We start from the raw sequence: 25,195 nt of genomic DNA on the forward strand, positions 1-25,195 counted from the left end.
AGGATGCGGCTCCACCACCTCGAGATCACCGCGTTCGGCCCGTTCGCCGAGACCGTCCGGGTCGACTTCGACGCCCTCTCCGACGCCGGCCTGTTCCTGTTGACGGGCCCTACGGGTGCCGGCAAGACGAGCGTCCTCGACGCCGTCTGCTTCGCGCTCTACGGCGAGGTCCCCGGCGACCGGCAGGCCGCCCGCCGGCTGCGTTGCGACCAGGCGGCCGCCGGCGTCGCCCCCCGCGTCGTGCTCGACGTGACGCTCACCGGCCGCCGCTTCCGCCTCGACCGCTCCCCCGCCTGGGAGCGGCCCAAGAAGCGCGGCACCGGCACCACCGCGCAGCAGGCGAGCGTCCGCCTGCTGGAGCGCGTCGACGGCGAGTGGGTCCCGCTCTCCCAACGCCTCGACGAGACCGGCCAGATGGTGAGCCGGCTGGTCGGGCTCACCATGACCCAGTTCTGCCAGGTGGCGCTGCTGCCTCAGGGGCGGTTCCAGGCCTTCCTGCGGGCGCGCTCGGAGGACCGTCAGCGGCTGCTGCAGCAGCTCTTCCGCACCGCCCGGTTCGAAGCGGTCGAGCGGTGGCTCCGGGACCGCCGGCGCGAGCTGCGCCAGGCCTCCGCCGCCCACCACGACGAGGTGGCCGACCTCGTCAGCCGGACCAGCGAGGCGGCGAGCGTCGCGCTGCCGGAAGGGTGGGACGTCACCGACCTCGCCGCCCCGGCCGACAAGGGCGAGCTGGCCGCCTGGTCCGCGCAGCAGCTCGGCACGGCCGAGGAGGCAGTCGCCACCGGCGCGATCCGGGTGGAGCGCGCGGTGGAGCAGGAGGCCGCTGCTCGCTCGGCCCTCGACGCCGGCCGCGAGGTCGCGCGCCTGCAGGCCGCCCGGCAGCAGGCGCTGGCGGAGCAGGCGCGGCTGCGCGAGCGGGAGCCCTCCCACAGCGACGACCGGCGCCGCCTCGCCGACGCCCGCCGCGCCGCCGGCGTGCTGCCGGTCCACGCCCAGGCCACCGACCTGGCCGACGCCGCCGTGCGCGCGGCCGAGCGCCGGGGGTCCCTCGTCGCCTCGGTCGCGGCCCACGGGCAGGCCGACCCGGCGGACCTCGACACCGCGGCGCTCGAGGCCATGGAGGCCGGGCTTCGCGACCGCGCCGCTGCCGCCCGGGCGCTGGCCCCGCGGGAGGCCACTCTGGCAGACCTCGAGCGACGGATCCCGGCCACGGAGCGCGACATCGAGGCCCGGGAGACCGAGCTCGCCGACGTCGACGCCCAGCTGACCGCGCTGCCCGCGCGCCGGCAACGCCTCCACGAGGAGCTCGCCGAGGCGCGACAGGCGGGTGACCTCCTGCCGACCGCGGTGCGGCACGTCGCGACGCTGCGTGACCGGGGCCGTGCCGCCGAGGAGGCGGCCGCGCTCGAGGCCGAGCTCGGGACGGCGCGCGCCGGGCTGACCTCGACCGTGGAGACGCTCCTCGACGTGAAGGAGACCTGGCTCCAGGTCCAGCAGCAGCGGCTCGAGGGCATGGCCGCCGAGCTCGCCGGCGGGCTGGCGGTCGGGGCCGACTGCCCGGTCTGCGGCTCCCACGACCACCCCCGCCCCGCGACGGCTCAGCCGGGCGCCCCCGACGCCGCAGCCGAGAAGGCCGCACGCCGCCGGGTCGACGACGCCGAGGCGATGCGCCTGCTCCACGAGGAGCGGGTCCGCGACCTCCAGGCCCGCATCGCCGGTGCCCGCGAGCGCGCGGCCGGCGAGGGCGACCCCGCGGCGGAGCTCCCGGTGGCCGGGGCCGAGGTCACCCGGCTCGAGGAGCTCCATGCACGGGCCGAGGGGCTGGCCGAGGAGCTCGGGCAGGTCGAGGGAGCCTTGGAGCGGCTCGGCACGTGTCGTGACGGCCTGCTCGCCGGACTCGCCGCCGCCCGGGCTCAGGCCGAGTCGCTCCGACGGGAGTCGGTGGCGATCTCCGCCGAGCTCGAGGCCGCCCTCGCCGACAGCGACGCCGTGACGCTCACCGACCTCGCCGCCGACCTCGACATCCTCGCCACCGGCTGCCGGGCCGCCCTGCTGGCCGAGGCCGAGGCCACGCGCGCTGCCGCCGCAGCGTCCGAGGCCTCGGAGCGGCTGGCCGCAGCCCTGGCTGCCGCGGGCTTCGAGTCGGTCGAGTCGCTGCTCGAGGCGGCCCTCGACGAGAGGGCCGTCGCCGCCCTCGAGACCCGCATCCGCGACCACGAGCAGGCGGTGGCGCGCGTCGTCGGCGTCCTCGAGGCCCCCGACGTCCGCACCGTCGAGGACGCCGAACCGCCCGACCTCGAGGCCCTCGCCGCGGACCACGAGCGGGCCGCCGAGGCACTGGCGGAGGCGTCGGCCGCGGCGAGCCTGGCGCGCGCCCGGGCCAGCCGTCTCGCGTCCCTGGCCGCCGACCTGCGCGACGCCCTCGAGCGGTGGGGCCCGGTGCGCCACGACCTGGTCACCGCGACCCACCTCGCGGCGCTCACCGACGGCTCCTCCGCCGACAACCGCCTGCGGATGCGCCTCTCGGCCTACGTCCTGGCCTGGCGGCTGAGCCAGGTGGTGGCGGCCGCCAACGTCCGCCTCGCCGGGATGACCGGTCAGCGCTACACCCTCGAGCACACCGGCCGCCGCGGTACCGGGGAGACCCGCGGCGGCCTGAGCCTGCTGGTGCGTGACGAGTGGTCGGGCGAGGCCCGCGACCCCGCCACCCTCTCGGGGGGCGAGACCTTCGTGGTCTCCCTCGCGCTCGCCCTCGGCCTCGCCGACGTCGTCGCCCACGAGGCGGGCGGCGCCGACCTCGACACGCTCTTCGTCGACGAGGGCTTCGGGTCGCTCGACGCCGAGACCCTCGACGACGTCATGGACACCCTGGACTCCCTGCGCGACGGCGGCCGTGTCGTCGGCGTCGTGAGCCACGTGGCCGAGATGCGGGACCGGATCCCGGTCCAGCTGCGGGTCAGCAAGGCCCGCGCCGGCTCACGGCTCGCCGTCAGCAGGTAGGTCCGCTCAGTTGAGCGGGCAGCCCAGGTTGTTGTCCGCGTCGAGCCGGGTCGCGAGCGCCAGCATCGTCGCCCGGTTGCCCGTGTTGATCGCGTCCCGCACCGTCGGCACGAGCGGCGGACGGCCGTCCAGGCCCCAGTCGGTGCGCCGCCACGGGAAGCCGAGTCCCTCGTGGGCGGCGTTCAGGTAGGCCGCGGTCGCGGCGCGGGCGAGGATGGTCTCCGCGCCGGCGACACCGGGTCCGCCGCCACCCTGGAGCGTGTCGAGCAGGGTCTTCCCGCCCAGCGACGTCCCGGCCGTGCCGAACTTGGCCGAGAAGAGCGCGTCGGGGTACGCCTCCTGCCAGTTGTCGGTGTGGTTCTTCCAGTAGCCCGGGGTGCATCCCTCCCGGCCGATGTTCACCGCCGATGCCGGGGCCACCGCGGCCCCGAGCGACGCGATCAGTCCGAGCACCATGGCGACGACGAGACGCCTCATGCCATTACCTCCACGAACGAGATGTCCGGGGGACCATCCCCCGTTCGACGCTAGGACTGACCCGGACGGATTAGTCCGGACGGAAGCCGGTTTCGCCCGAACTGGGGACCCATGACCTCCGGCCGGGCGCCCGGGGACCGGTGCCGCCGGTCCGATAGGTTCGCGGCCATGAGCGCCCCGGGACTCGACCCGACCTTCACCGCACTCCCCTTCCGCAGCCTCGGCGACGCAGCGCTCGCCCGGGCCCGCGAGCTCGGCGCGAGCCACGCCGACTTCCGCTTCGAGCGGGTGCGCTACCAGCACCTCGGGGTCCGTGACGGCGTCCTGCAGTCCGCGAGCGACAGCGAGGACCTCGGCTTCGCCGTCCGCGTGATCCACCGCGGCGCCTGGGGCTTCGCCGCCGGCGTGCTGCTCACCACCGACGAGGCGGTCCGCGTCGCCGAGCGGGCCATCCAGGTGGCGCTGGTCGCGGCCGAGATGACCAGCGAGCCGGTGGAGCTCGCACCCGAGCCGGTCCACGCCGACGCCGTCTGGGTCTCGTCGTACGAGGTGAACCCGCTCGAGGTCGCCACCGCGGAGAAGGCCGCCCTGCTGGTCGACTGGACCGAGCGGCTGCGCCGGGGCGCCGCGGTCGACCACGCCACCGCGGACCTGCAGCAGGTGCAGGAGAACAAGTACTACGCCGACCTCACCGGGACGCGCACCACCCAGCAGCGGATCCGGATGCAGCCGGGCTTCGAGGCGTTCGGGACCGGCGCCGACACGATCGACTCGATGGCCTCGATCGCCGCGCCCGTCGGCCGCGGCTGGGAGTACCTCACCGATGGCTCCTACGACTGGGACGCCGAGCTGGCGGAGGTCCCCGAGCTGCTGGCCGAGAAGCTGAAGGCCCCCAGCGTCGAGGCGGGCAGCTACGACCTCGTCATCCACCCCTCCAACCTGTGGCTGACCATCCACGAGTCGATCGGCCACGCGACCGAGCTCGACCGCGCGCTGGGCTACGAGGCGAACTACGCCGGCACGTCGTTCGCGACGTACGACAAGCTCGGCACCCTGCAGTACGGCTCGCCGGTCATGAACGTCACCGGCGACCGCACGGTCGAGCACGGGCTGGCCACGATCGGCTACGACGACGAGGGCGTGCAGACCCAGCAGTGGGACATCGTCCGCGACGGCGTCCTCGTCGGCTACCAGCTCGACCGCGCCATGGCCCGCGCGAAGCCCGAGCTCAGCCCCGACACCCCGGGGGGCCGCTCCAACGGGTGCGCGTACGCCGACTCCCCGGGCCACATCCCCATCCAGCGGATGGCCAACGTGTCGCTGCAGCCCGCACCGGACGGCCCCTCCACCGAGGAACTGGTCTCCCGGGTCGAGCGCGGCATCTACGTCGTCGGCGACAAGTCGTGGTCGATCGACATGCAGCGCTTCAACTTCCAGTTCACCGGGCAGCGCTTCTACCGGATCAGCAACGGCGAGCTGGTCGGCCAGCTCCGGGACGTGGCGTACCAGGCGACCACGACCGAGTTCTGGAACTCGCTGGAGGCGGTGGGCGGCCCCGACACCTGGGTGCTGCACGGTGCGTTCAACTGCGGCAAGGCCCAGCCGGGCCAGGTCGCCGCCGTCAGCCACGGCTGCCCGACCTCCCTGTTCCGCGACGTCCGCATCCTCAACACCACCGACGAGGCAGGCCACTGATGACCACCGCAGAGATCACCACGGCCACGCCGCAGTCGCTCGTCGAGCAGGCGCTCGTCACCTCGACGGCCGACGACTGCATCGCGATCGTCCGCGACTACTCCGGCGCCAACCTGCGCTGGGCCAACAACACGCTGACCACCAACGGCGTCATGCACAGGGTGGACGTCACGATCGTCTCGTTCATCAACGGTGCCGACGGCGTCGGCACGGGCTCGGTGTCGGGCAGCGCCACGACGGCCGCCCAGGTGGCCGAGCTGGTCCACGCCGCCGACGCCGCGGCGCGCGCGGCGTCGCCGGCCGAGGACGCGAACCCCCTGGTCGAGGGGACGGCTGCCCTCGACTGGGACGAGCCCCCGGTGCGTACCGACGTCCACGTCTACGACACCTTCGCCCCCGCCCTGGGTGAGGCCTTCGGCCGCGCCCGCGGCGCCGGCCGGGTGCTCTACGGCTTCGTCAACCACGAGCTGACCACGACGTACGTCGGCTCCACGACCGGCCTGCGCCTACGGCACGTGCAGCCCACCGGCCACTACGGGTGCACGGGGAAGACCGCCGACCTGACCCAGAGCGCGTGGGTCGGCGGCGCGACCCGCGACTTCACCGACGTCGACGCCCTCGCCATGGACGAGACCCTCGCCCAGCGGCTGTCGTGGGGCAGCCGCCGCGTGGACCTGCCCGCGGGGCGCTACGACACGATCCTGCCCCCGAGCGCCGTGGCAGACCTGATGATCGACGCCTACTGGTACGCCGGCGCCCGGGTGGCCCACGAGGGACAGTCGGTCTACAGCAGCCGCGGCGGCGGAACCCGCATCGGCGAGCAGATCGCGCGCGAGGGCGTCCGGCTGTTCTCGGACCCCGCCCACCCGGGCCTGGAGTGCGAGCCCTTCGTCGTGGCCAGCGCCTCGTCCAACGAGTCGTCGGTCTTCGACAACGGCCTCGGCCTGGCGAGCACGGACTGGCTCCGCGACGGCCGGCTGACCTCGCTCCTGCAGACCCGGCACACGGCGCGGATGACCGAGCAGCCGGTCACCCCCGCGATCGACAACCTGGTGCTCGAGGTGGACGGCGCCTCCGGGTCGATCGACGACCTGGTCGCCGGTGTCGAGCGCGGCCTGCTGCTGACCTGCCTGTGGTACATCCGGGCGGTCGACGTGCAGACGCTGCTGCTGACCGGGCTGACGCGCGACGGCGTCTACCTCGTGGAGAACGGCGAGATCACGGGGTCGGTGAACAACTTCCGGTGGAACGAGTCGCCCGTCGACCTGCTCCGCCGTTTCACCCACGCGACGTCCACCGAGCCCGCCTTCAGCCGCGAGTGGGGCGACGACTACTTCTCGCGGACCGCGATGCCGGCGCTGCGAGTCCCCGACTTCAACATGTCCAGCGTCTCGCAGGCGCTGTAGGCGGCCGGCCGGTCCCTCAGCCGAGGAAGCGGCGGTGGCGCTTGTCGGAGACCTCGGTCCACAGCTCCTCGAGAGCGGCGTCGAGGTCGGCGGTCCGGCGCAGCTCGACGGCCCGGAGCGCGCCCCAGGGCGCCGAGCTCTCCCCCGCGGCGTCCGCCTGGTCCGCCAGTCGCCGGACGTGCTGCAGCGACGTGACCGCGTCCTGCCGCTCGCCGAGGTGGGTCGTGAGCCGCTTGGCGGCGACGACGAGCGACTCGGCCTCGTCCCCCCACAGCGGGACGAGGCTCTCAGCGGCGTAGCGCAGCCGCTTCGCGTCCTTGCGCACCTCGTGGATCGCCGCGTCGTGGGCCCCCTCGTCGGTGCCGGCGCCCGCACCGTCGCCGGCGGCAGGGACCGCCGCGAGCGCCCGCCGCAGCCGCTTCCAGTCGCGCCTGACGAGGCGCGGCAGGACGTCCTCCGCCGGCGATGACGCCTTACCGGCGAACGGCGGCTCGGCCACGAGCCGGTCGAGGGCGGCGACGAGGTCGGTGAAGCGTGCCGAGGTGAGCGCCTCGTCGGCCTCGACCCCCGCCTCGCGCGCCTGACCGGTGAGGGTCTCCTCCAGCCGGCGCCGCGCCTCGGCGTCCGCCCGGGCCGACGCCTCGACCGCGGGCTCCTCGTCCAGGAGCGCCGTGAGCCGCAGCCGCACCACCTCGGTGTCGCGGGCCGGTGCGAGGGCCCGCCCGAGCCAGCGCAGCTCGTCGCGCAGCGGGTCGGTCACCTGCCGGTCCAGCAGCGGACGGAAGGTTCCCAGCGCCGACCGCAGGCGGCGGCTGGCCACGCGCGTGCGGTGGACGCCCTCGGGGTCCCCGGTGAGCGCCTGGGCCGCCCGCGTGTGGAGCTCCGCGACCTGCTCAGCGAGCCGGGTCCGGAGCACCAGGGCCCCCGACGCCCGGGGCCCGTCAGCGTCCACGGTCCCGTTCCGTCCCGGGCCCGTGGGGGTGGCCGCCGGGGATCTCGACACCGGGGTCGTAGGGCGTCCTCGTGTAGACGAACGTCGCGCACTCGAGGTGGCTGACGCCGCCGTCCACGGTGCGGTGGATCCGCAGAGTCTCGCCGCGGTGGTAGCCGGCCGTCCCGACGATCCGGTCGTCCCGCACGACGAACACGTCCTCGCGGTGACCGCCGCCGAGGGCGCGCAGCTCGAGCGCCTCGTTGTGCCACCGCAGCTCGAGGGCGGTGTTGCCCCAGAACCAGAGCCCCGGCAGGCCGGCCACGGCGTCCGGGACGCCGACGGTCGGGCACCAGGGCTCGCGGGCCTCGAGGTCGGGCAGCGGACCGCCGCCCAGCAGCAGGCCGGGGACCTCGTCGGTGACCAGGCCCGTCGTGGCGTTGGCCAGTGCGACGACGCCGTCCCCCGTCGCCGGGTCGACGAAGCAGCTGGCGAGGAAGCCCGGCATCGAGCCCGTGTGACCGGCCAGCCGACGTCCCTCCCACGACAGCAGGCGGAGGCCGAGGCCGTAGTCCTCGGCGGGGGCGGCCGGGCGCTGGGCCTCGCGCATGGTCGCGGCGTCGAGCACGTCGGGATGGCCGGCCGCAAGGAAGCGCGCCCAGCGCGCCAGGTCCGCGACCGTGCTCCAGGCCTGGCCGGCGGGGGCCATGGCGCCGGTGTCCTGGTGCGGCTCGCGGGTCAGCTCGCCGGTGAAGTGCCGGACGCTGTACCCCTGTGTGTGCGGCGCCCGGGCGTCGTACGACGTGCGGGTCATGCCGAGCGGCCGCAGCACCTCGTCGGTGACGACCTGCCACCACCAGGCCCCGCGCACCCGCGCCACGACCTCGCCCAGCAGGGCGTAGCCGAGGTTGCTGTAGTGGTGGTACTCCCCCGCTGCGGCCACCGTGCCGGACGCGTCGTTGGCCGCGACCAGGCTCGTCACGTCGATGCCGGCCGACCGCTCCCACCACGGACCCACCGGCTCGCTCTGCATCCCGGAGGTGTGGGCGAGCAGCGACCGCAGCGTCGCCGCGGCGTAGCCCGACTCGGGCACGAAGCGGCCCAGCTCGTCGTCCAGCGACAGCAGCCCGGCGTCACGCAGCCGCAGCACCGCCACGGCGACGAACGTCTTGGTGATCGAGCCGATGCGGTACTGGACGTCCGCCGGGTCGCCGGCGGGCACCTCGCCGGCACCCCCGACCCACATCAGGTCGCCGCCGTCGAGCACGGCCGCGACGACCGACGGCAACCTGCCCCGGGCCTGGAGCAGGTCGAGGCAGGCCTGCCGACGGTCGTCGCTCACGCCTCGTCGAACGCCTCGGGCGGCGGGCAGGCGCAGACCAGGTTGCGGTCGCCGTACGCCTGGTCGATGCGCGCCACGGGCGGCCAGTACTTGTCGGGGTCGATCCCGGTCGGGAAGACGCCGAGCTCGCGCGGGTAGGCACGGTCCCACTCGCCGACCATCGCCCGGGCGGTGTGCGGGGCGCCGCGCAGCGGCGAGGACTCCGGCGTCCACTCCCCCGCCACGACCCGGTCGATCTCGCCGCGGATCGCGATCATGGCGTCGCAGAACCGGTCGATCTCCGCGAGGTCCTCCGACTCGGTCGGCTCGACCATGAGCGTGCCCGCGACCGGGAACGACATGGTCGGCGCGTGGAAGCCGTAGTCGATGAGTCGCTTCGCGACGTCGTCGACGGTCACCCCGCTCTCCTTGGTGAGGCCGCGCAGGTCGAGGATGCACTCGTGCGCCACCATGCCGCCGTGGCCCCGGTAGAGCACCGGGAAGTACGGCTGCAGCCGGGTCGCGACGTAGTTGGCCGCGAGCACGGCGACACTGGTGGCACGCGCCAGGCCGGCGGCGCCCATCAGGCGGATGTAGGCCCACGAGATCGGCAGGACGCCGGCCGAGCCGTACGGCGCCGCGCTGATCGGCCCGATGCCCTCCCGCTTCTCCAGCTCGGGGTGCATGCCGTGCGAGGGCAGGAACGGCGCGAGGTGCTCGCGCACCGCGACCGGGCCGACGCCGGGGCCGCCACCGCCGTGCGGGATGCAGAAGGTCTTGTGGAGGTTGAGGTGGGAGACGTCGCCGCCGAACTCGCCGGGCCTGGCGTGGCCGAGGAGCGCGTTGAGGTTGGCGCCGTCGACGTACACCTGCCCGCCGTGCTCGTGCACCACCTTGCAGAGCTCGGTGATGCCGTCCTCGTAGGCGCCGTGGGTCGACGGGTAGGTGACCATGATGGCGGCCAGGGCGTCGCTGTGGGCCTCGCACTGGGCGCGCAGGTCGTCGAGGTCGACGGAGCCGTCGTCGGCGGCCTTGACCACGACGACGCGCATCCCCGCCATCACGGCGGACGCGGCATTGGTGCCGTGGGCCGAGGACGGGATCAGGCACACGTCGCGGGCACCCTGGCCCCGCGCCTGGTGGTAGCCGCGGATCGCGAGCAGTCCGGCCAGCTCGCCCTGAGAGCCGGCGTTCGGCTGGATGGAGACCTTGTCGTAGCCGGTCACCTCGGCCAGCCACGCCTCGAGCTGCTCGACGAGGCGGCGGTAGCCCGTGGCGTCCTCGGCCGGCGCGAAGGGGTGGAGGTCGGTGAAGCCGGGCAGCGAGACCGGCTCCATCTCCGTGGTGGCGTTGAGCTTCATGGTGCAGGACCCGAGCGGGATCATGCCCCGGTCGAGGGCGTAGTCGCGGGCGGACAGGCGCCGCAGGTAGCGCAGCATCGCCGTCTCGCTGTGGTGGGTCGAGAACACCTCGTGGGTGAGGTACGGCGTGGTGCGGCGCAGCGCCTCCGGCAGCGCGTCGGCAGCGGCCTGGTCGAGGGCGGTGAGGTCGGCACCGGAGACGCCGAACGCCTCGAGCACGCGGGTGAGCGTGTCCTGGGTCGTGCACTCGGAGGTGGAGACGCCGACCCGGTCGGCGTCGACGAGCCGCAGGTGGATGCCTCGCTCGCGGGCGGCGGCCACGACCCCGGCGGCGCGGCCGGGGACACGCGCGACCACGGTGTCGAAGAACTCCTCCGCCTCGAGCGCGATCCCCGCATCGGCGAGGGCCGCCGCCAGTACGGCGGCGTAGCGGTGGGTCCGGGTCGCGATCGCGCGCAGGCCCTCCGGACCGTGGTAGACGGCGTACATCGACGCGACCACAGCGAGCAGCACCTGGGCGGTGCAGATGTTCGACGTGGCCTTGTCGCGGCGGATGTGCTGCTCCCGGGTCTGCAGCGCCAGCCGGTAGGCCGGACGCCCCTCGGCGTCGACGGAGACGCCGACGAGCCGGCCGGGCAGGTGCCGCTCGAGGCCCGAGGAGACCGCCATGTAGCCGGCGTGCGGGCCGCCGTAGAAGAGCGGGACGCCGAACCGCTGGGTGGAGCCGACGACGACGTCGGCACCCATGGCGCCGGGCGCCTCGAGGAGGGTGAGCGCCAGCAGGTCGGCGGCCACGACGGCGAGGGCGCCGCGCTCGTGGGCGGCGTCGATGAGGGGGCGCGGGTCGGGGACGCGGCCGGAGGCGCCGGGGTACTGCACGAGGACGCCGCACAGCGGCCCCTCCGGCAGCCCGTCGGAGAGGTCGGCCACGACGACGTCGATGTCCATGGCGGCGGCGCGGGTGCGGACCACCTCGATGGTCTGCGGCAGCGCGTCTGCGTCGAGCACGATGGGTCCCTCGGCCCTGCGGTTGCCGCGCCGGACCAGCGTCATGGCCTCGGCAACCGCGGTGCCCTCGTCGAGCAGCGACGCGTTGGCGGTCGGGAGCCCGGTGAGGTCGCCCACGACGGTCTGGAAGTTGATGAGCGCCTCGAGCCGGCCCTGCGAGATCTCAGGCTGGTACGGGGTGTAGGCGGTGTACCAGCTGGGGTCCTCGAGCACGTTGCGGCGGATCACCGGCGGGGTGATGGTCCCGTGGTAGCCGAGACCGATCATCGCGTCGGCCGGCCGGTTCTCGCCGGCGATCGCCCGGAGCTCGCGGGCGACCGCGGTCTCGGTGGCAGGGTCGGGGAGGTCGAGGTCGGCCGTCTGCCGGATCCCCTGCGGGACGGCGGCGGCCATCAGGTCGTCGAGGGAGCTGTGGCCGACGACCTCCAGCATCCTGTCGATGTCGGCGGGCCGCAGGCCGATGTGCCGCTCGGTGAAGGGCAGGACGGCGTCGAGCTCGGACAGGGTGGGGTGGTCCGACACGGGTGGCTCCTCAGATCGGGTCGATCAGGTCGCCTCCCCCTCTGTCACCCAGCGGGCCGTCGCCCGAGTGCTCCAGAGTTGCCTGGCCCGCGCGGTCCTGGCGCCTGAGAGGTTCCGGGGAGGGGTTGCCCCTTCGGCGCTCCGCTCCCGGCCGGGTGGCCGGGCGAAGACTCTCCCGCGCGGGATCGTCAGCGCCGTCAATCTACCACCGGGCTCACGGAGGGAAGGCACACGAACGGCCCGCCACCTCGCGGGTGGCGGGCCGTTCGTCGACGGAGTGGGTCAGCCGATGCGGCGTGCGGCGCGGCGGGCGGCGAGCTCGTCGCCCGCGGCCGGCTCCTCGGACGGCTCGGTGCGCTCGCTGGGCAGGTCGGCGAGGGTGCCCTCGATCTCGCGCCAGACACCGCCGATCGCGATGCCGAAGACGCCCTGGCCGCCCTGCAGCAGGTCGATGACCTCGTCGTTGCTGGTGCACTCGTAGACCGAGACGCCGTCGCTCATCAGCGTCACGCGGGTCAGGTCGTCGGTGCCGCGCTCGCGCAGGTGGTTGACCGCGGTCCGGATCTGCTGCAGCGAGATGCCGGCGTCCAGGAGCCGCTTGATGACCTTGAGGAGGAGGATGTCGCGGAAGGAGTAGAGCCGCTGCGAGCCGGAGCCACTGGCCCCGCGGACCGTGGGCTCCACCAGGCCGGTGCGGGCCCAGTAGTCGAGCTGCCGGTAGGTGATCCCGGCCGCGTTGCAGGCCGTCGGGCCGCGGTAGCCGGCGTCGCTCGGCAGGGGCGAGACGTCGTCGGTGAAGAGCAGTCCCTGCTCCTCAGCCTCACGGGCTGCCTCGGCGGACTCGCCGAAGGCGCTGTCCCGTTCGTTCTCGTTGGTGCCCACTCGATCCTCCGTCGATCTACTCCGTTGCGCGTAACCCCTGGGGGAAGGGCCGTCGTGCCGCGGAGGCGACCACAACGGTGGAGTTACAACAGAGACACTTCACGGTAGGACTCCGTGCGGGGGTGGTCAACGAGGTCGGCGGCGTGTCGAAACCCTCAACCTCAACTTGACGGTGAGAGCTCACGTCAGTGCGCGTCGAAGTCTTCCGGGGTGACCTGGTCGAGGAACTCGCGGAACTTCTCGACCTCGTCCTCCTGCTCGGCGGGGACCGCGAGGCCGGCCTCGTCGAGGACCTCGTCGGAGCACACGATCCGGGAGCCGGTCCGCAGCGCCAGGGCGATCGAGTCGGAGGGCCGGGCGCTGACCTCCGCGCCGGAGGCCAGGACCAGGGTCGCGAAGAACACGCCGTCCTTGACCTCGGTGATGCGCACCTCGGTGAGCTCGTTGCCGGTGGCCGCGAGCACGTCCTTCATCAGGTCGTGCGTCAGCGGTCTGGGCGGAACCACGCCCTGCTGCGCGAAGGCGATCGCCGTCGCCTCGACCGCACCGATCCAGATCGGCAGGTACCGGTCGCCGGACACCTCGCGAAGCAGCACGATCGGCTGGTTCGAGGGCATCTCGACCCTGACTCCCATGACATCGACCTCGCGCACACCCTCACAGTACTCCCGGGGCAAGAGCGGTCAGCAAGGGCGATGCGTCCCTGGTCAGGACGACTTGAGGCCCACCTTGACGAGAGTTGCGTGGAGGCGCACGGACAGCGCGGCGATCTCGCTCACGGCCTCCTCGGCGCGGGCCTTGGCCGCCGCGTCCCTCCCCCGCTTGTGCGGCGACACGACCTGCTCCACGAGGCCCACCTCGCGGTCGGCGGCCGTCTTGAAGGCACGCAGGTGTCGCGGCTCGAGCCCGAAGTCGGCCAGCTCGCGCGCGGTCCGGGCGATCACGAGGGCGTCGGTGTCGTAGTGGCCGGTGCCGGGCCGCGCCACGATGAGGCCGTACTGCTCGAGCTGGTCGAGCAGCTCCTCGGAGATGTCCGCGATCTTGACGAGCTCGCGGCGCGAGAGTCGCAGGTTGTCCTTGCGGGTGAAGGACTCGGCGCTCGGCAGCCCGTCGGCCGCCAGCGCGACCTTGGGCACGGTCGGCACGACGGCCTCGATCGGCGGCGGCTCGAGGCCGCGGTCGATGGCGTCGAGGTGCTCGCCGATGACCTTCAACGGGAGGTAGTGGTCGCGCTGCATCCGGAGGATGTAGCGCAGCCGCTCCACGTCCTCGGCGGCGAACTTCCGGTAGCCGGCGGGCGTGCGCTCCGGCTTGATGAGGCCCTTGTCCTCCAGGAACCGGATCTTGGGGATGGTCACCCCCGGGAAGTCCGGGCGCAGCTGGTCGAGGACCTGACCGATGTTCATCCTCCCCCGGGACGACGCCGATGCAGAGTGCACGTCAGCCGCTCGCGTGTCCCGAGAAGAAGACCAGGCGGTACTTGCCGATCTGGACCTCGTCGCCGTCCTTGAGCTGCACCCGGTCGATGCGGTCGCGGTTCACGTAGGTGCCGTTGAGGCTGCCGACGTCGGTGACCGTGAAGTCCTCTCCCGACCGGTGGAACTCGGCGTGGCGCCGGGACACCGTCACGTCGTCCAGGAAGATCTCACTGTCCGGGTGGCGGCCCGCGTTGACCTGGTCGGCGTCCAGCAGGAACCGGTTGCCGGCTCCAGGGCCGCGCTGGACGACGAGCAGCGCGTGGCCCGCGGGCAGCGCGTCGACGGCCGCGGCGTCCACCGGGCTGAGCTGGCGGTCGGAGGTGTCACGCTCCGAGGCGGCCCCGAAGGTGATGGTGGCGGTGGACTCCTGGGACGCGTCGGCCGACGGGGAGTCGGCGGTCACCAGGCGCGTGCCGCACTGCGCGCAGAAGCGCGCGTCGTCAGGGTTCTGCCTGCCACAGGCTGTGCAGAACGGCATGGGCTTCCTCCGGGTAGCGGGTGGTCGTCGACGGCCCAACCCTCACCGCTGGGCTGAGGGTGACGGTTGGCCCTGAACCTATCAGTCCGGACCAGCCCGGGGACACGGACCGGGAAGACCGGAGGGGCTCAGCCGTCGAGGGTGGCCTGGTAGGCGGAGGCGTCGAGCAGGCCGTCGACAGCCGCACCGTCGGAGGGCACGATCTCGAAGAGCCAGCCCTCGCCGTAGGGGTCGTCGTTGACGAGCTCGGGCGTGGTGTCGAGCGCCATGTTGCGGGCCACGACCTCGCCCGCGACCGGGGCGTAGACGTCACTGACGGACTTGGTCGACTCGAGCTCGCCGCAGGCGCCGCCGGCCTCCACCGTCTCCCCCACCTCGGGCAGGGAGACGTAGACGATGTCACCCAGGGCGTCCTGCGCGTAGTGGGTGATCCCGATCCGCACCGAGCCGTCGTGATCGCCGGGGCTGCGCACCCACTCGTGCTCCGCGGTGTACTTCAGGTCGTCGGGGTACAAGGCGTCTCCTCGCGTCGGCCGGTGGTGCTGCTGGGTCCTGGGTGGGTACTGGATGGGTACTGGGTGGATGCAGGCTACTGCCTGGCTACTGGCTCGTGTCGGGCTGGGCGAACTGCGTCTCCCCGAGCTCGCGCACCGCCTCGATGTCGATGCTCTGGAACTCGACGACCTCCACCACCGCGCCGTCGTCCTCGAGCTGGTCGAGGGGGCCCGACGGGAAGGTCAGGCCGCCCACGAGGGTGCCCGGGGCGCCGATCACGTCCACGACGTACGGCGGGGTCAGCAGCGTGCCGTCGACGAGAAGACCGCCGACGCCGTCCTCGAAGCTCGTCTGCGCGACGACCCGCACCTCGCCGTTGAGCTGGATCGCCTCGGCGCCCGAGGAGCGCAGCGCCTGGACCATGTCGAGCACCGAGTCGATGTCGGCGGGCCCGTCGACCTCCTCGATCGTGACCCGGATGCCGGGCCCGGTGACCGGCACCGTGCCGGCCAGGATCTCGAGGGTGTCGGCCCGCTCCCGTGCCTGTGCGAGCGCAGCCTGCCGCTGGCTGGTGGTCGAGAGCAGCTCCTCTCGGGTGCGCTCGAGCCGGCTGATCTCGGCCTGGGCCCGCTGCGAGGTCGCCGCGAGGCCGTTGAGGACGTCGATCATGTCCTGCTCGCGGTAGCCGGCGTAGGTGTCGTCGACGTCGAACGAGCGCATCTGGGTCACCGCGGCGAAGCCCACCACCGCCAGCAGCACCGCGACCACGACCTGGGCGCGCGAGGGCCGCAGCAGCGCGTCGGTGAGTCGCTGCCGCCCGGACGGGGTGGTGTCCGGCGACGATCGGTCGTGGAGGGGTTCGCTCATGATTTCACGCGTGGAAGAGGTGGCGCCGGATGGCGGCGACGTTGGAGAAGATCCGGATCCCGAGGACCACGATGACACCCGTGGACAACTGGCCGCCGACGCCGAGCCGGTCGCCGAGGTAGACGATGGCCGCCGCGATCACGACGTTGCTGACGAACGAGACCACGAAGACCTTGTCGTCGAAGATCCCGTCGAGGTAGGCGCGCAGGCCACCGAACACGGCGTCGAGGGCCGCGACGACGGCGATCGGGAGGTAGGGCTCGAGGCCGAGCGGGACGTCCGGCTGCAGGAACAGGCCCAGCAGGATCCCGATGAGCAGGCCGAGTGCGGCGATCACGGCGCACCGTCTCCCTTCTCCATGCCCGGGGGCTCGGAGGTCGCGTTGCGGACGTACTGCAGCCGTGGCCCGCGTGCCGCGGGCAGCGACAGCTCGTCGACGTTCTGGCGCGACAGCACGAAGCCCAGGTCGGCGGCGAGGTCGAAGAAGCGCAGCCCGTGGGTGGTGTCGAGCAGGTTCGCCTGGAGGGTGCCGGGGTCGCCGATGGCGGTGACGGCGTACGGCGGGTTCACCGGCCGGTTGTTGACCTCGATGGCGAGCCCGGCGTTGCGGATCGCCGAGAGCGCGGTGAGCCGCTGGGTGTTGATGGCGACCGCCTCCGCGCCGGCCTCCCAGAGGGCGTTGACGAGCATCGCGAGGTCCTTGGCGAAGACCAGCTGGGTCTCGTCGCCCTGCGGCGCGTCGTCGACGGTGATCCGGACGCCGGACCCGGTGACCGCGACGTACCCGGTGCGGGTCTCGAGCCGCCGCTGCCGGCTGAGCTGGGCCTGCTGGTCGGCGGTGACCGCGGCGAGCTCCGACTCGAGCTGGATCGTGGCGTCCTGCAGGTCGGCGATCCGGGCCTGCTGGGCGGCGACGGCCTCGCGCTCGGCCGTGACCCGGGCGACGAGCGTGGCGCGGCTGGCGTCGGTGATCTCGGCGTTGCGGGAGGTCTGCACGGCGGCGACGGTGACCAGGACGCCGAAGGTCGCGACCACGGCCGCGGCGGTGAGCTGGCGACGCGGACCGGACCGCTGCGACTCGCCCCCGGCCGCCACCGGGTCACCGGCCGCGGCCTTGCGGCGCGCGACCTCGTGGTAGTCCGCGTCGAGGGAGCCCTCCGTGATCCGTGTCAGTAGCGGCGTCGTGACATGGGCGGGCAGCGGGCCCGACCGGCCCTGCCACTCCTCAGCCATCGGGGCTCACCGCGCGACGCTCGGTGTCGGCGAGCAGCTTCTTGACCTGCCACGCGTAGAGGACACCTGCCCACCAGTAGAGGCCCAGGCCCCAGATCGCGAAGGCCCAGCCGAACACGTCGGCCAGCGTGGGGATCACGCCCTCGCCGTCACCGAGCAGCAGGAGCGGGAAGGCGTAGAGCAGGTTGAAGGTGGCGGCCTTGCCGAGGAAGTGGACGGGCAGCGCGCTGTAACCGCGGGTGCGCAGGAACGGCACCAGGCCCCACAGCAGCAGGTCGCGCAGCGGCAGCAGGATCGCCACCCACCACGGGATCACGTCGCGCAGCGCGAGGCCGATGACCACGGCGAGGATGTAGAGCCGGTCCGCCACCGGGTCGAGGATCTGGCCGAGCGCCGAGGTCTGCCCCAGCCGCCGAGCCAGCCACCCGTCGAGGTAGTCGGTGACGCCGGAGACCGCCAGCAGCAGCAGCGCCCAGCCGTCGGCCTCGGGCCCCAGCACCAGCCACAGGAACAGCGGCACGCCCGCGAGCCTCGCGAAGCTCAGCAGGTTCGGCACGGTCCACACGCGCCTGTCGCGCGTTACCTCGTCCGCCACGTGTGCTGCCTGCAATTCCTTCTCTCCGGGGGGCATGCCGAGGCCACCCTATCCGCCGTACGACGGCACTTCCGGCACCGACGTACCGGTCAGGCGGGTTCCTCTTGGTGGGCGGCGTCGCGGATCTCGCCGACCAGCTCCTCGATGACGTCCTCGAGGGTCGCGAGGCCGAGCAGCGCGCCGTCGGCGTCGACCACGCGGGCGAGGTGCGCACCGCGCCGCTGGAGCTTCTCGAGCGCCTCGTGGAGCACGTCGGTGACCAGCACCGGCGCGAAGGGACGGAACCACTTGTCGTCGATGACCCGCTCGCGGCGGGCGTCGTCGGTCTCGAGCACGTCCTTGATGTGGAGGTAGCCCAGCAGCTCGCCGTCCTCGCCCTCGACGGGGAAGCGGCTGAAGCCGGTGGCGGCGCACATGGCCTCGACGTCGGAGACGGTCGAGCCCCGGCGCACCGTGGTCAGCTTCTCGCGGGCCAGCATCACGGTCTCGACCGTCTTCTCCGTGAACCCGAGGGCGCCCGAGAGCCGGTCGTACTCCTCGTCCTCGAGCAGGCCCTCGCCCCGCGACTCCTCGACCATGGCGGCGACCTCCTCGCGGGTGAACGTGGAGGAGACCTCGTCCTTGGGCTCGACACGCATCGCCCGCAGGGTGGCGTTCGCGACCGCGTTGAGGACGACGATGACCGGCCGGAGCACGGTGACGATGGCCATCATCGGCGGGCCGAGCAGCAGCGCCGCGCGCTCGGGCCCGGCGATGGCGATGTTCTTGGGCACCATCTCGCCGATCACGACGTGCAGGTAGACAACGATCGAGAGCGCGACGACCAGCGCCACCGGGTGGAGCAGCGCGTCGGGGACACCGAGCGCGTGGAAACCGGGCTCCAGCAGGTGGGCGACCGCGGGCTCGCCCACGGCGCCGAGGCCGAGCGAGCAGACCGTGATGCCGAACTGGGCGCCGGCCATGACCAGGCTGACGTTCTCCATGGCGCCCAGGGTGGTGCGCGCCATCCGGGAGCCGGCCTGGGCGCGGGGCTCGATCTGGCTGCGGCGCGCGGAGATCAGCGCGAACTCGGCGCCGACGAAGAACGCGTTGGCGGCGAGCAGGCCGATGGCCAGCATGATCGCGGCGGAGTCGCTCACGACGACTCACCTCCGTTCCCGGCAGCGGCGGCGCCGTCGAGCAGCCGGAGGCTGACCCGGTCGATGCGGCGGCCGTCCATGTGCAGCACGGTGAGCACCGCCAGCTGCTCCCGCTTCTCCTCGGGGTCGGACTCGTCCGGCACGGGAACCTCGGCGACCTCGCCGTGCTGCGGGATGCGGCCGAGCACCTGCATCACCAGCCCGCCGATGGTGTCGTAGTCCTCGTGGTCGGGCAGCCGGATGCCGGTCAGGTCCTCGACCTCGTCGGGGCGCAGCAGGCCGGACAGCGACCAGCTGCCGTCGCGTCGCTGGCGGGCGCGGGCGCCGAGGCGGTCGTGCTCGTCGGCGATGTCGCCGACGATCTCCTCGACGACGTCCTCCAGCGTGACGATGCCGGCGTGGCCGCCGTACTCGTCGAGGACCACCGCCATCTGGAACCCGTCCTCGCGCAGGATCGCGAGCAGCGGGTCGAGCCGCAGCGAGTCGGGGACCACGATCGGCTTGGCCATGATGTGCTTCAGGCGGGTGGTCGCCCGCTCGGGCACCGACAACGCCACCGCGTGCTTGACGTGGACGGTGCCGACGACCGTGTCGTCGTCGTCGAGGACCGGGAACCGGGAGTGACCGGTCTGGCGGGCCAGCTCGATGACCGCGCTCGCGCGGTCGCTCGCCTCGAGGGTCTGGGTGCGCACGCGGGGCGTCATGATCTCCCCCGCCGTGCGGGTGCCGAACTCCACCGAGCGCTCCATGAGCTCCGCGGTCTCGACGTCGAGCGTGCCGAGGTCGGCCGACCGCTGCACCAGCGAGGCCAGCTCGGTGGAGCTGCGGGCCGAGCGGAGCTCCTCCTGCGGCTCGATGCCGAGGCGGCGGACGATGGCGTTCGCAGAGCCGTTCAGCATCCGGATCGGTCCGGCGTTGATGGCGGTGAAGCCCCGCTGGAACCACTGCGTCGCACGCGCTGTCTCCAGCGGCAGCGCGATCGCGAGGTTCTTCGGGACGAGCTCGCCGAAGATCATCGTCAGCGCGGTGCTCAGGCTCAGCGCGATCGTGATGGCCACCGGGTGCACGGCGCCCTCCGGCACGCCCGCCTCGGCGAGCGGACCGTCGATGAGCTGGGCGATCGCGGGCTCGGCGAGGAAACCGATCGCCAGGTTGGTCACGGTGATCCCGACCTGGGCACCCGACAGCTGGGTCGAGAGGGACCTGAGCGCCGACTGGACGCCCGCAGCACGGGCGTCGCCCTCGGCGGCGGCCTGGTCGACCTTCGCCCGGTCGACGGTCACGAAGGCGAACTCAGCGGCCACGAACAGGCCACACGCGACGACCAGCAGCAGCGACACGGAGAGGAGGATCAGCTCGGTCATCGGGGACCGCCGCGGTGCGGCAGGGACGTCGTCAGCGACGTCGACAGGCAGGGGCGACTTTGATGGTCGTCCATCGTCGGAGCCTCGGCTCCTTCTTGCTCGGCAACAGTGCGAGTGCACTCTACCGAGTGGGCCCCGGTGCAAGCACGTCCTGGTCGCGCCATTCCGCGGACGCGGGCCCGGTCCCCCACCTACCGTGGTGGCCACGTCCGCGTCGGCCGACTCGGGAGTCGCGGGACGCGGACCCTGGAGTGCACGATGGGCAAGAGGCGACGCCCGCCCCTGCTGTCAGCGCGTGACCGGCACCTCGTCGGCCGCTTCTCGTACGGCGTCACCCCCTCGCTGGCCAAGCAAGTACGCCGTGCCGGCGGCGCGGAGGCGTGGTTCGACGCCCAGCTCGCGCCGGCGTCGATCACCGATCGCAAGGCCGACGGGCTCGAGGAGTGGTGGACCGGCCTCGGGCTCGACGCGCTCGAGCTGTGGCAGCGCCACGTGGACCAGGTCGAGGGCGGCTGGGAGGTGATGGCCGACTACGCGCGCTGGTGCCTGATGCGGCGGATCACCTCGAGGCGCCAGGTCCTCGAGGTGATGACGGAGTTCTGGGAGAACCACTTCAACGTCCCGGTCGACGGCAGCGCCACGTTCGTCTGGCGCACCGACTACGGCCGGCAGATCCGCAAGCACGCCCTCGGCAGCCTCGAGGACCTGCTGGCCGCGACCGTCCTCCACCCGGCGATGCTGATCTACCTCAACAACGCCCTCTCGCGCGCCGACAAGGGCCGCATCCCCAACGAGAACCTCGGCCGCGAGCTCCTGGAGCTCCACACCGTCGGCAGACGCGCCGGCTACACCGAGGACGAGGTCAAGGACTCCGCCCGCATCCTCACTGGCTGGGCGGTCGACCAGTGGAACACCTGGGCACCGTCGTACCGCCCGGAGTGGCACTGGACCGGGCCGGTGAGCGTCCTCGGCTTCAGCGACGCCAACGCCGCCCCGGACGGCCAGCAGGTGACCCGCCGCTACCTGCGCCACCTGGCGCACCACCCCGACACGGCTTACCGGATCGCGCGGAAGCTGTGCGTGAAGTTCATCGGGGACGCCCCCTCGGAGGGCCTCGTGCAGCGGCTGGCCGGCGTCTACCTCTCCCACAAGACCGAGATCCGTCCCGTGCTGCGGGCGCTGGTCCGCACCGACGAGTTCCGGGTCTCCCGCGGCGCCAAGCTGCGCGACCCCTGCGAGGACCTCGTCGCGACCTACCGGCTGCTGGGCGCCAAGGCCCGCCGTCCCACCTCCGAGCAGTCCGCCGCCAACGCGATGCTGTGGCAGGCGTCATCGCTGGGCACCCGCCCCTTCGGGTGGCCCCGGCCCGACGGCCAGCCCCTCGACAACGACTCGTGGTCCTCCCCCGCCCGGATGCTCGGGTCGATGCAGGTGCACTACGCGATGGCGGGCGGCTGGTGGCCCACGGTCGACGTCAGGCACCGCAGCCCCCGGGGGTGGACGGGCCGACTCCCGGTGCGCTTCGGGACCCTCGTGGACTCGATGTCGCACCGGATCCTGCACCGGCCGGCGAGCCCCGCGCTCCTCGACGCGTGCTGCACGGCCGTCGACTGCACCCCCTCGGAGCGGATCACCGAGGAGCACGCCCTCGTGCGCTGGCAGTTCCCGCGCCTGCTGACCGTCTTCCTCGACTGCCCCGACTTCTACGAGCGGTGACGTGATGACCTCCGAGACCACCTCCTGCTGTCCCGAGTTCGCGGCGCTGAGCCGACGGGGCTTCCTCACGGGCGCCGCCGCCGTGGTCGGCGCCACCACCGTCGTCGGCTCCGCCGTCATCTCGGCCTCGGCCGGCGCCGCCCTCGCCTCGACCGGTTCGCGGGCCGTTCTCGTGGTGCTGTCGCTGCGCGGCGCCGCCGACGGGCTCTCGCTGGTGGTGCCGCACGGCGACCCGGCGTACGCCGTCGCGCGCGGCAGCATCGCCGTCCCGACCGAGCGACTGCTCGGCCGCGACGACATGTTCGGGCTGCACCCGTCGATGGCCCCGCTGATGCCGCTGTGGACCTCGGGCCGGCTCGCCGCGGTCCACGCGACCGGCCTGCCCGTCCCCAACCGCTCGCACTTCGCGGCCATGGAGGAGGTCGAGGACGCCGACCCGGGGTCCAGCGCGCGGGTCGGCTGGCTCAACCGGTTGATCGGGCTCGACGGCGACGACTCCCCGCTGCAGGGGTTCAACCTCAGCGGCGGCGTGCCGCCGACCTCCCTCTACGGCCCGGAGCCCGTCATGGCGGCCGAGGACCTCGAGTCGGCCCGGATCGCCGGCGACGACAAGTGGGACACCGAGGGACGCCGGCTGGCCTCGCTGCACCGGCTCTGGGACGGGGAGCAGACGTCGATGGGGCGCGCCATGCGGGCCGCGTTCGGTGCGGTCGAGGACCTCGCTCCCGCCCTCGCCACCCCCGCGGACGCGCCGTACCCCAACACCGACCTGGGTCGGGCGATGCGCGAGGTCGCGCGCCTGATCCGGGGCAACGTCGGCACCCGGGTCATCACGGTCGACCAGGGCGACTGGGACCACCACACCGGCGTCGGCACGGTCGAGTCCGGGCGGATGAAGCGGAACACCGAGGACCTGGCCAACGCGGTCGCGGCGTTCTTCGACGACCTCGGCCCGCTGGCCGAGCCCGACCAGGCCAACGTCACCCTGGTGACGATCAGCGAGTTCGGCCGCCGGGTCAAGGTCAACGGCAGCGGCGGCCTCGACCACGGCTGGGGCAACGTGATGCTGCTCGCCGGGGCGGGCGTGGTGGGCCAGCGCTACTACGGCAGCTGGCCCGGGCTGCAGGACGACCTCAACGCCGACCTCACGGTCACCACCGACTACCGGTCGGTGCTGGCCGAGGTCGCCGCGAAGCGGTTCGGCGCCAGCGTCGCCCAGGTCTTCCCCGGCTTCAGCCCGGAGACCGTCGGCGCGATGCGCGTCGGCTGAGGGGTCAGCCGCCCGGGGTCCGGTCGACGAGCATGCGCAGCCGGGTCAGCGTCGGCCCGTCCTCGCCCGGCACGTGGCCGTTGACCGCGCGGCAGGCCCAGCCCAGCCGCATCGCCACCTCGGCCTCGCGCGCGAGGTCGCGCACCTCGACGTCGTACCGCTCGGCGAACGGCGCGAGGTAGGTCTCGACGTACGGGGCGAGGTCCTCGGAGCGCTCCACGTCGTCGAGGCCCCAGCCGACGTTGCCCTCGAGGGTGACCGCGAGCGTGAAGAAGGGGTGCGAGACGCAGGCGTCGCCCCAGTCCATGATCAGGTGCCGACCGTCGCGCACGAACACCTGCGCGTCGTGCAGGTCGTCGTGCTGGATCGTCTCGGGAACGCGGGAGGACGCCAGCTCGTCGGCCAGGTCCCGGACGAGCGACGACGACTCCCGGAAGCGTCGCTCGGCACCGATGTCGTCCACCAGCACGTCGTAGCGGTCGGGCAGCGTCGCGAGCCGCATGTCCGGCACGCCGACCTCCAGCAGCTCCGGGACCGCGTCCGCGGCGGCGACCTGGACCTGGGCGCACAAGGTCAGCACGTCGTGCCAGCGGCAGAGGCTGCGCTCGCGCGGCACCACCTGCCGCAGGCTCTCCCCCGCGTCCGGCATGAGCATCCAGCCGCGCGCCGGATCGTGCGCGAGAAGGGGCGGCACCGCGGCCGGGCACAGCCGCGACAGCAGGTCGACGACCGCGGCTTCGTGCCGCAGTGCCTCCTCGTTGGCCTTGAACCAGACCGACCCGTCAGCGACGGGGACCCGGATCACGGTCGACCACGGGCGGACGTGGACCTGGTCGACGGGTCCGGTCCTGGCCAGGCCGTGCCGGTCCAGCTGCCCGTCGACCCACCGCTGCGCCGCCCCGAGGAACCCGGTGTCGCGCCACCGGTCCCCGTTCACGTCCCCGCGCAACTCCCTGGTCACGCGGGAAGGCTAGGCACACGCCCCCTCGGCCGCCACCGGGTTTCCCGTGCCGTCCCCGGTCAGGGCGTCCGCGAGCCGCGCAACTGCTGCGTCCGCGGTCAGCACGAGCACCTCCTCCGGTTCGGGGCCCCGCCCACACCGATCACGGCTCAGTCGTAGGCCTCGCCGAGGGGCGCGGTGCCGGCAGCGGCCGCCACCTCCGGCGTCACCGTGGTCAGCTCGGTCAGCTCCTCGCGTCCCAGCCCACCGGACAGCCCGAGCGTCAGGACGGGTCCCACACCCGGCGCGTAGAACTTGTACTCGAGCACGTCGGGCTCGATGGTGATGGTGTCCCGCGTGACCAGCACGTCGTCGTAGTGGCCGGCGACGACGTCGACCATCTCCCCGAGCGAGACGATCCCGCCGTTGTCCTCGGCCTCGCCTGCGTAGTACTCCTGGCGGTAGGCGAGGCCGTCCACCGGCTCGGCCGGCATGATCACGCCGGGCAGCGCTCCGTCCACCCCGGCCTCGAACGATCCTCCGCGGGTCGTGATCTCGCCGTCCTCGAACTCTGCGGTGTCCTCGCCGAGGTACCAGACGTTGCCCGCCGAGTCCTGGGCGTACCAGTCGATGGTGTCCTCGACGAGGTTCCCGTCCTCGCGGACGGAGTCACGCACGACACGAGCCGTGACGCCGTTGGCGATCTCCCGGGTCTCGCTCGACACCGTGACGATCACCTCGAGCTCGGCGCCGTCCTCGTCCACCTCCCGGTACACCCACCGGGTCCCCGGGGTCATCGGCCAGAACTCGTTGTCGATGTCGGCGGTGAAGTCGCTCGGGTCGAGGTCCACTGACTCGCTGCCCTGCGGCAGCGCCGGCCCGTTCCTGGCCGGCGTGGTCGCGACGGTGCTCCCTGTCTCGTCGGCGCCTCCTCCGCAGCCACCCGCCAGCAGCACCGCCAGCGGCAGGCCGACGACCGCGGCGGCGAGCCGCCGGGAGGGCACGCGGATGGCCACC

At 73.2% G+C, this 25,195-nt stretch carries 22 protein-coding genes and 1 riboswitch; of the genes, 5 read left to right on the forward strand and 17 right to left on the reverse strand.

The features are described from left to right. Positions 1 to 3: 3 nt before the first annotated feature. A complete protein-coding gene (locus ACFP2E_RS01825; RefSeq protein WP_378539252.1) occupies positions 4 to 3,000 on the forward strand; it encodes an AAA family ATPase in 2,997 nt (998 codons plus the stop codon). Positions 3,001 to 3,006: 6 nt separating this feature from the next. On the opposite strand, the gene ACFP2E_RS01830 is transcribed toward ACFP2E_RS01825, so the two are convergent. Then, entirely contained in the window at positions 3,007 to 3,477 is a 471-nt protein-coding gene (locus ACFP2E_RS01830; RefSeq protein WP_378521921.1) for a hypothetical protein, read from the reverse strand. Positions 3,478 to 3,645: 168 nt separating this feature from the next. Here ACFP2E_RS01830 and ACFP2E_RS01835 point away from each other — a divergent pair, with 168 nt between their 5' ends. Next, entirely contained in the window at positions 3,646 to 5,172 is a 1,527-nt protein-coding gene (locus ACFP2E_RS01835; RefSeq protein WP_378521922.1) for a TldD/PmbA family protein, read from the forward strand. Continuing rightward, the gene (locus tag ACFP2E_RS01840) at positions 5,172 to 6,578 is read left to right on the forward strand and encodes a metallopeptidase TldD-related protein (RefSeq protein WP_378521923.1); all 1,407 of its coding nucleotides are present in this window, start codon (positions 5,172 to 5,174) and stop codon (positions 6,576 to 6,578) included. The genes ACFP2E_RS01835 and ACFP2E_RS01840 overlap by 1 nt, the downstream gene beginning before the upstream one ends. Positions 6,579 to 6,594: 16 nt before the next feature. Here the strand turns inward: ACFP2E_RS01840 and ACFP2E_RS01845 are convergent, their stop codons facing one another. The 14 genes from ACFP2E_RS01845 to ACFP2E_RS01910 all read right to left on the reverse strand — a co-directional run bounded on the left by ACFP2E_RS01845 (position 6,595) and on the right by ACFP2E_RS01910 (position 20,252). Continuing rightward, positions 6,595 to 7,530, reverse strand: a complete 936-nt coding sequence (locus tag ACFP2E_RS01845; RefSeq protein ID WP_378521924.1) for a CHAD domain-containing protein — start codon at positions 7,528 to 7,530, stop codon at positions 6,595 to 6,597. Next, positions 7,520 to 8,851 (reverse strand): serine hydrolase domain-containing protein, encoded by a 1,332-nt coding sequence (locus ACFP2E_RS01850; RefSeq protein WP_378521925.1) that lies wholly within the window; start codon positions 8,849 to 8,851, stop codon positions 7,520 to 7,522. Before ACFP2E_RS01850 ends, ACFP2E_RS01845 begins: the two co-directional genes overlap by 11 nt. Next, positions 8,848 to 11,721, reverse strand: a complete 2,874-nt coding sequence (gcvP, locus tag ACFP2E_RS01855; RefSeq protein ID WP_378521926.1) for an aminomethyl-transferring glycine dehydrogenase — start codon at positions 11,719 to 11,721, stop codon at positions 8,848 to 8,850. Before gcvP ends, ACFP2E_RS01850 begins: the two co-directional genes overlap by 4 nt. A gap of 82 nt (positions 11,722 to 11,803) precedes the next feature. Further along, positions 11,804 to 11,909, reverse strand: a riboswitch (glycine riboswitch). Between the two features lie 94 nt (positions 11,910 to 12,003). Beyond that, positions 12,004 to 12,603 carry a MerR family transcriptional regulator gene (locus ACFP2E_RS01860; protein ID WP_378521927.1) on the reverse strand — a complete coding sequence of 200 codons (600 nt, stop codon included), beginning with the start codon at positions 12,601 to 12,603 and terminating at the stop codon, positions 12,004 to 12,006. A gap of 185 nt (positions 12,604 to 12,788) precedes the next feature. Then, a complete protein-coding gene (locus tag ACFP2E_RS01865; protein ID WP_378521928.1) occupies positions 12,789 to 13,238 on the reverse strand; it encodes a bifunctional nuclease family protein in 450 nt (149 codons plus the stop codon). A gap of 72 nt (positions 13,239 to 13,310) precedes the next feature. After that, entirely contained in the window at positions 13,311 to 14,009 is a 699-nt protein-coding gene (locus ACFP2E_RS01870) for a MerR family transcriptional regulator (protein ID WP_378521929.1), read from the reverse strand. Between the two features lie 34 nt (positions 14,010 to 14,043). After that, complete coding sequence (locus ACFP2E_RS01875) at positions 14,044 to 14,559, reverse strand: FHA domain-containing protein (protein ID WP_378521930.1); 516 nt, start codon at positions 14,557 to 14,559, stop codon at positions 14,044 to 14,046. A gap of 128 nt (positions 14,560 to 14,687) precedes the next feature. After that, a complete protein-coding gene (gcvH, locus tag ACFP2E_RS01880) occupies positions 14,688 to 15,074 on the reverse strand; it encodes a glycine cleavage system protein GcvH (protein ID WP_378521931.1) in 387 nt (128 codons plus the stop codon). An 85-nt stretch (positions 15,075 to 15,159) separates the two neighbouring features. After that, on the reverse strand, positions 15,160 to 15,921 hold the full coding sequence (locus tag ACFP2E_RS01885; RefSeq protein WP_378521932.1) for a DUF881 domain-containing protein: 762 nt from the start codon (positions 15,919 to 15,921) through the stop codon (positions 15,160 to 15,162). A gap of 4 nt (positions 15,922 to 15,925) precedes the next feature. Beyond that, a complete protein-coding gene (locus ACFP2E_RS01890; RefSeq protein ID WP_378521933.1) occupies positions 15,926 to 16,258 on the reverse strand; it encodes a small basic family protein in 333 nt (110 codons plus the stop codon). After that, positions 16,255 to 17,154, reverse strand: a complete 900-nt coding sequence (locus ACFP2E_RS01895) for a DUF881 domain-containing protein (RefSeq protein WP_378521934.1) — start codon at positions 17,152 to 17,154, stop codon at positions 16,255 to 16,257. The genes ACFP2E_RS01890 and ACFP2E_RS01895 overlap by 4 nt, the downstream gene beginning before the upstream one ends. After that, the gene (locus ACFP2E_RS01900; protein WP_378539254.1) at positions 17,147 to 17,785 is read right to left on the reverse strand and encodes a CDP-alcohol phosphatidyltransferase family protein; all 639 of its coding nucleotides are present in this window, start codon (positions 17,783 to 17,785) and stop codon (positions 17,147 to 17,149) included. The genes ACFP2E_RS01895 and ACFP2E_RS01900 overlap by 8 nt, the downstream gene beginning before the upstream one ends. Before the next feature lie 53 nt (positions 17,786 to 17,838). Next, a complete protein-coding gene (locus tag ACFP2E_RS01905) occupies positions 17,839 to 18,888 on the reverse strand; it encodes a hemolysin family protein (RefSeq protein ID WP_378521936.1) in 1,050 nt (349 codons plus the stop codon). Beyond that, on the reverse strand, positions 18,885 to 20,252 hold the full coding sequence (locus ACFP2E_RS01910; RefSeq protein ID WP_378521937.1) for a hemolysin family protein: 1,368 nt from the start codon (positions 20,250 to 20,252) through the stop codon (positions 18,885 to 18,887). Before ACFP2E_RS01910 ends, ACFP2E_RS01905 begins: the two co-directional genes overlap by 4 nt. Positions 20,253 to 20,510: 258 nt before the next feature. Between ACFP2E_RS01910 and ACFP2E_RS01915 the strand changes: the two genes are divergently transcribed. Both ACFP2E_RS01915 and ACFP2E_RS01920 read left to right on the forward strand, forming a co-directional pair. Next, entirely contained in the window at positions 20,511 to 21,968 is a 1,458-nt protein-coding gene (locus tag ACFP2E_RS01915) for a DUF1800 domain-containing protein (protein ID WP_378521938.1), read from the forward strand. Between the two features lie 4 nt (positions 21,969 to 21,972). Then, on the forward strand, positions 21,973 to 23,238 hold the full coding sequence (locus tag ACFP2E_RS01920) for a DUF1501 domain-containing protein (RefSeq protein ID WP_378521939.1): 1,266 nt from the start codon (positions 21,973 to 21,975) through the stop codon (positions 23,236 to 23,238). A gap of 4 nt (positions 23,239 to 23,242) precedes the next feature. Here the strand turns inward: ACFP2E_RS01920 and ACFP2E_RS01925 are convergent, their stop codons facing one another. Both ACFP2E_RS01925 and ACFP2E_RS01930 read right to left on the reverse strand, forming a co-directional pair. Beyond that, complete coding sequence (locus tag ACFP2E_RS01925; RefSeq protein WP_378521940.1) at positions 23,243 to 24,199, reverse strand: hypothetical protein; 957 nt, start codon at positions 24,197 to 24,199, stop codon at positions 23,243 to 23,245. A 149-nt stretch (positions 24,200 to 24,348) separates the two neighbouring features. Further along, complete coding sequence (locus ACFP2E_RS01930) at positions 24,349 to 25,194, reverse strand: hypothetical protein (RefSeq protein WP_378521941.1); 846 nt, start codon at positions 25,192 to 25,194, stop codon at positions 24,349 to 24,351. Position 25,195 lies beyond the last annotated feature (1 nt).

The organism is Nocardioides sp. GCM10027114, assembly GCF_042659625.1.
Taxonomy (GTDB): Bacteria; Actinomycetota; Actinomycetes; order Propionibacteriales; family Nocardioidaceae; genus Nocardioides.

Coding starts and splice junctions, on each gene's coding strand:
- ACFP2E_RS01870 (WP_378521929.1), bottom strand. CDS start 14,009: ATGAACATCGGTCAGGTCCTCGACCAGCTGCGCCCGGACTTCCCGGGG.
- ACFP2E_RS01865 (WP_378521928.1), bottom strand. CDS start 13,238: ATGGGAGTCAGGGTCGAGATGCCCTCGAACCAGCCGATCGTGCTGCTT.
- ACFP2E_RS01915 (WP_378521938.1), top strand. CDS start 20,511: ATGGGCAAGAGGCGACGCCCGCCCCTGCTGTCAGCGCGTGACCGGCAC.
- ACFP2E_RS01900 (WP_378539254.1), bottom strand. CDS start 17,785: ATGCCCCCCGGAGAGAAGGAATTGCAGGCAGCACACGTGGCGGACGAG.
- ACFP2E_RS01830 (WP_378521921.1), bottom strand. CDS start 3,477: ATGAGGCGTCTCGTCGTCGCCATGGTGCTCGGACTGATCGCGTCGCTC.
- ACFP2E_RS01875 (WP_378521930.1), bottom strand. CDS start 14,559: ATGCCGTTCTGCACAGCCTGTGGCAGGCAGAACCCTGACGACGCGCGC.
- ACFP2E_RS01825 (WP_378539252.1), top strand. CDS start 4: ATGCGGCTCCACCACCTCGAGATCACCGCGTTCGGCCCGTTCGCCGAG.
- ACFP2E_RS01840 (WP_378521923.1), top strand. CDS start 5,172: ATGACCACCGCAGAGATCACCACGGCCACGCCGCAGTCGCTCGTCGAG.
- ACFP2E_RS01920 (WP_378521939.1), top strand. CDS start 21,973: ATGACCTCCGAGACCACCTCCTGCTGTCCCGAGTTCGCGGCGCTGAGC.
- ACFP2E_RS01885 (WP_378521932.1), bottom strand. CDS start 15,921: ATGAGCGAACCCCTCCACGACCGATCGTCGCCGGACACCACCCCGTCC.
- ACFP2E_RS01895 (WP_378521934.1), bottom strand. CDS start 17,154: ATGGCTGAGGAGTGGCAGGGCCGGTCGGGCCCGCTGCCCGCCCATGTC.
- ACFP2E_RS01910 (WP_378521937.1), bottom strand. CDS start 20,252: ATGACCGAGCTGATCCTCCTCTCCGTGTCGCTGCTGCTGGTCGTCGCG.
- ACFP2E_RS01835 (WP_378521922.1), top strand. CDS start 3,646: ATGAGCGCCCCGGGACTCGACCCGACCTTCACCGCACTCCCCTTCCGC.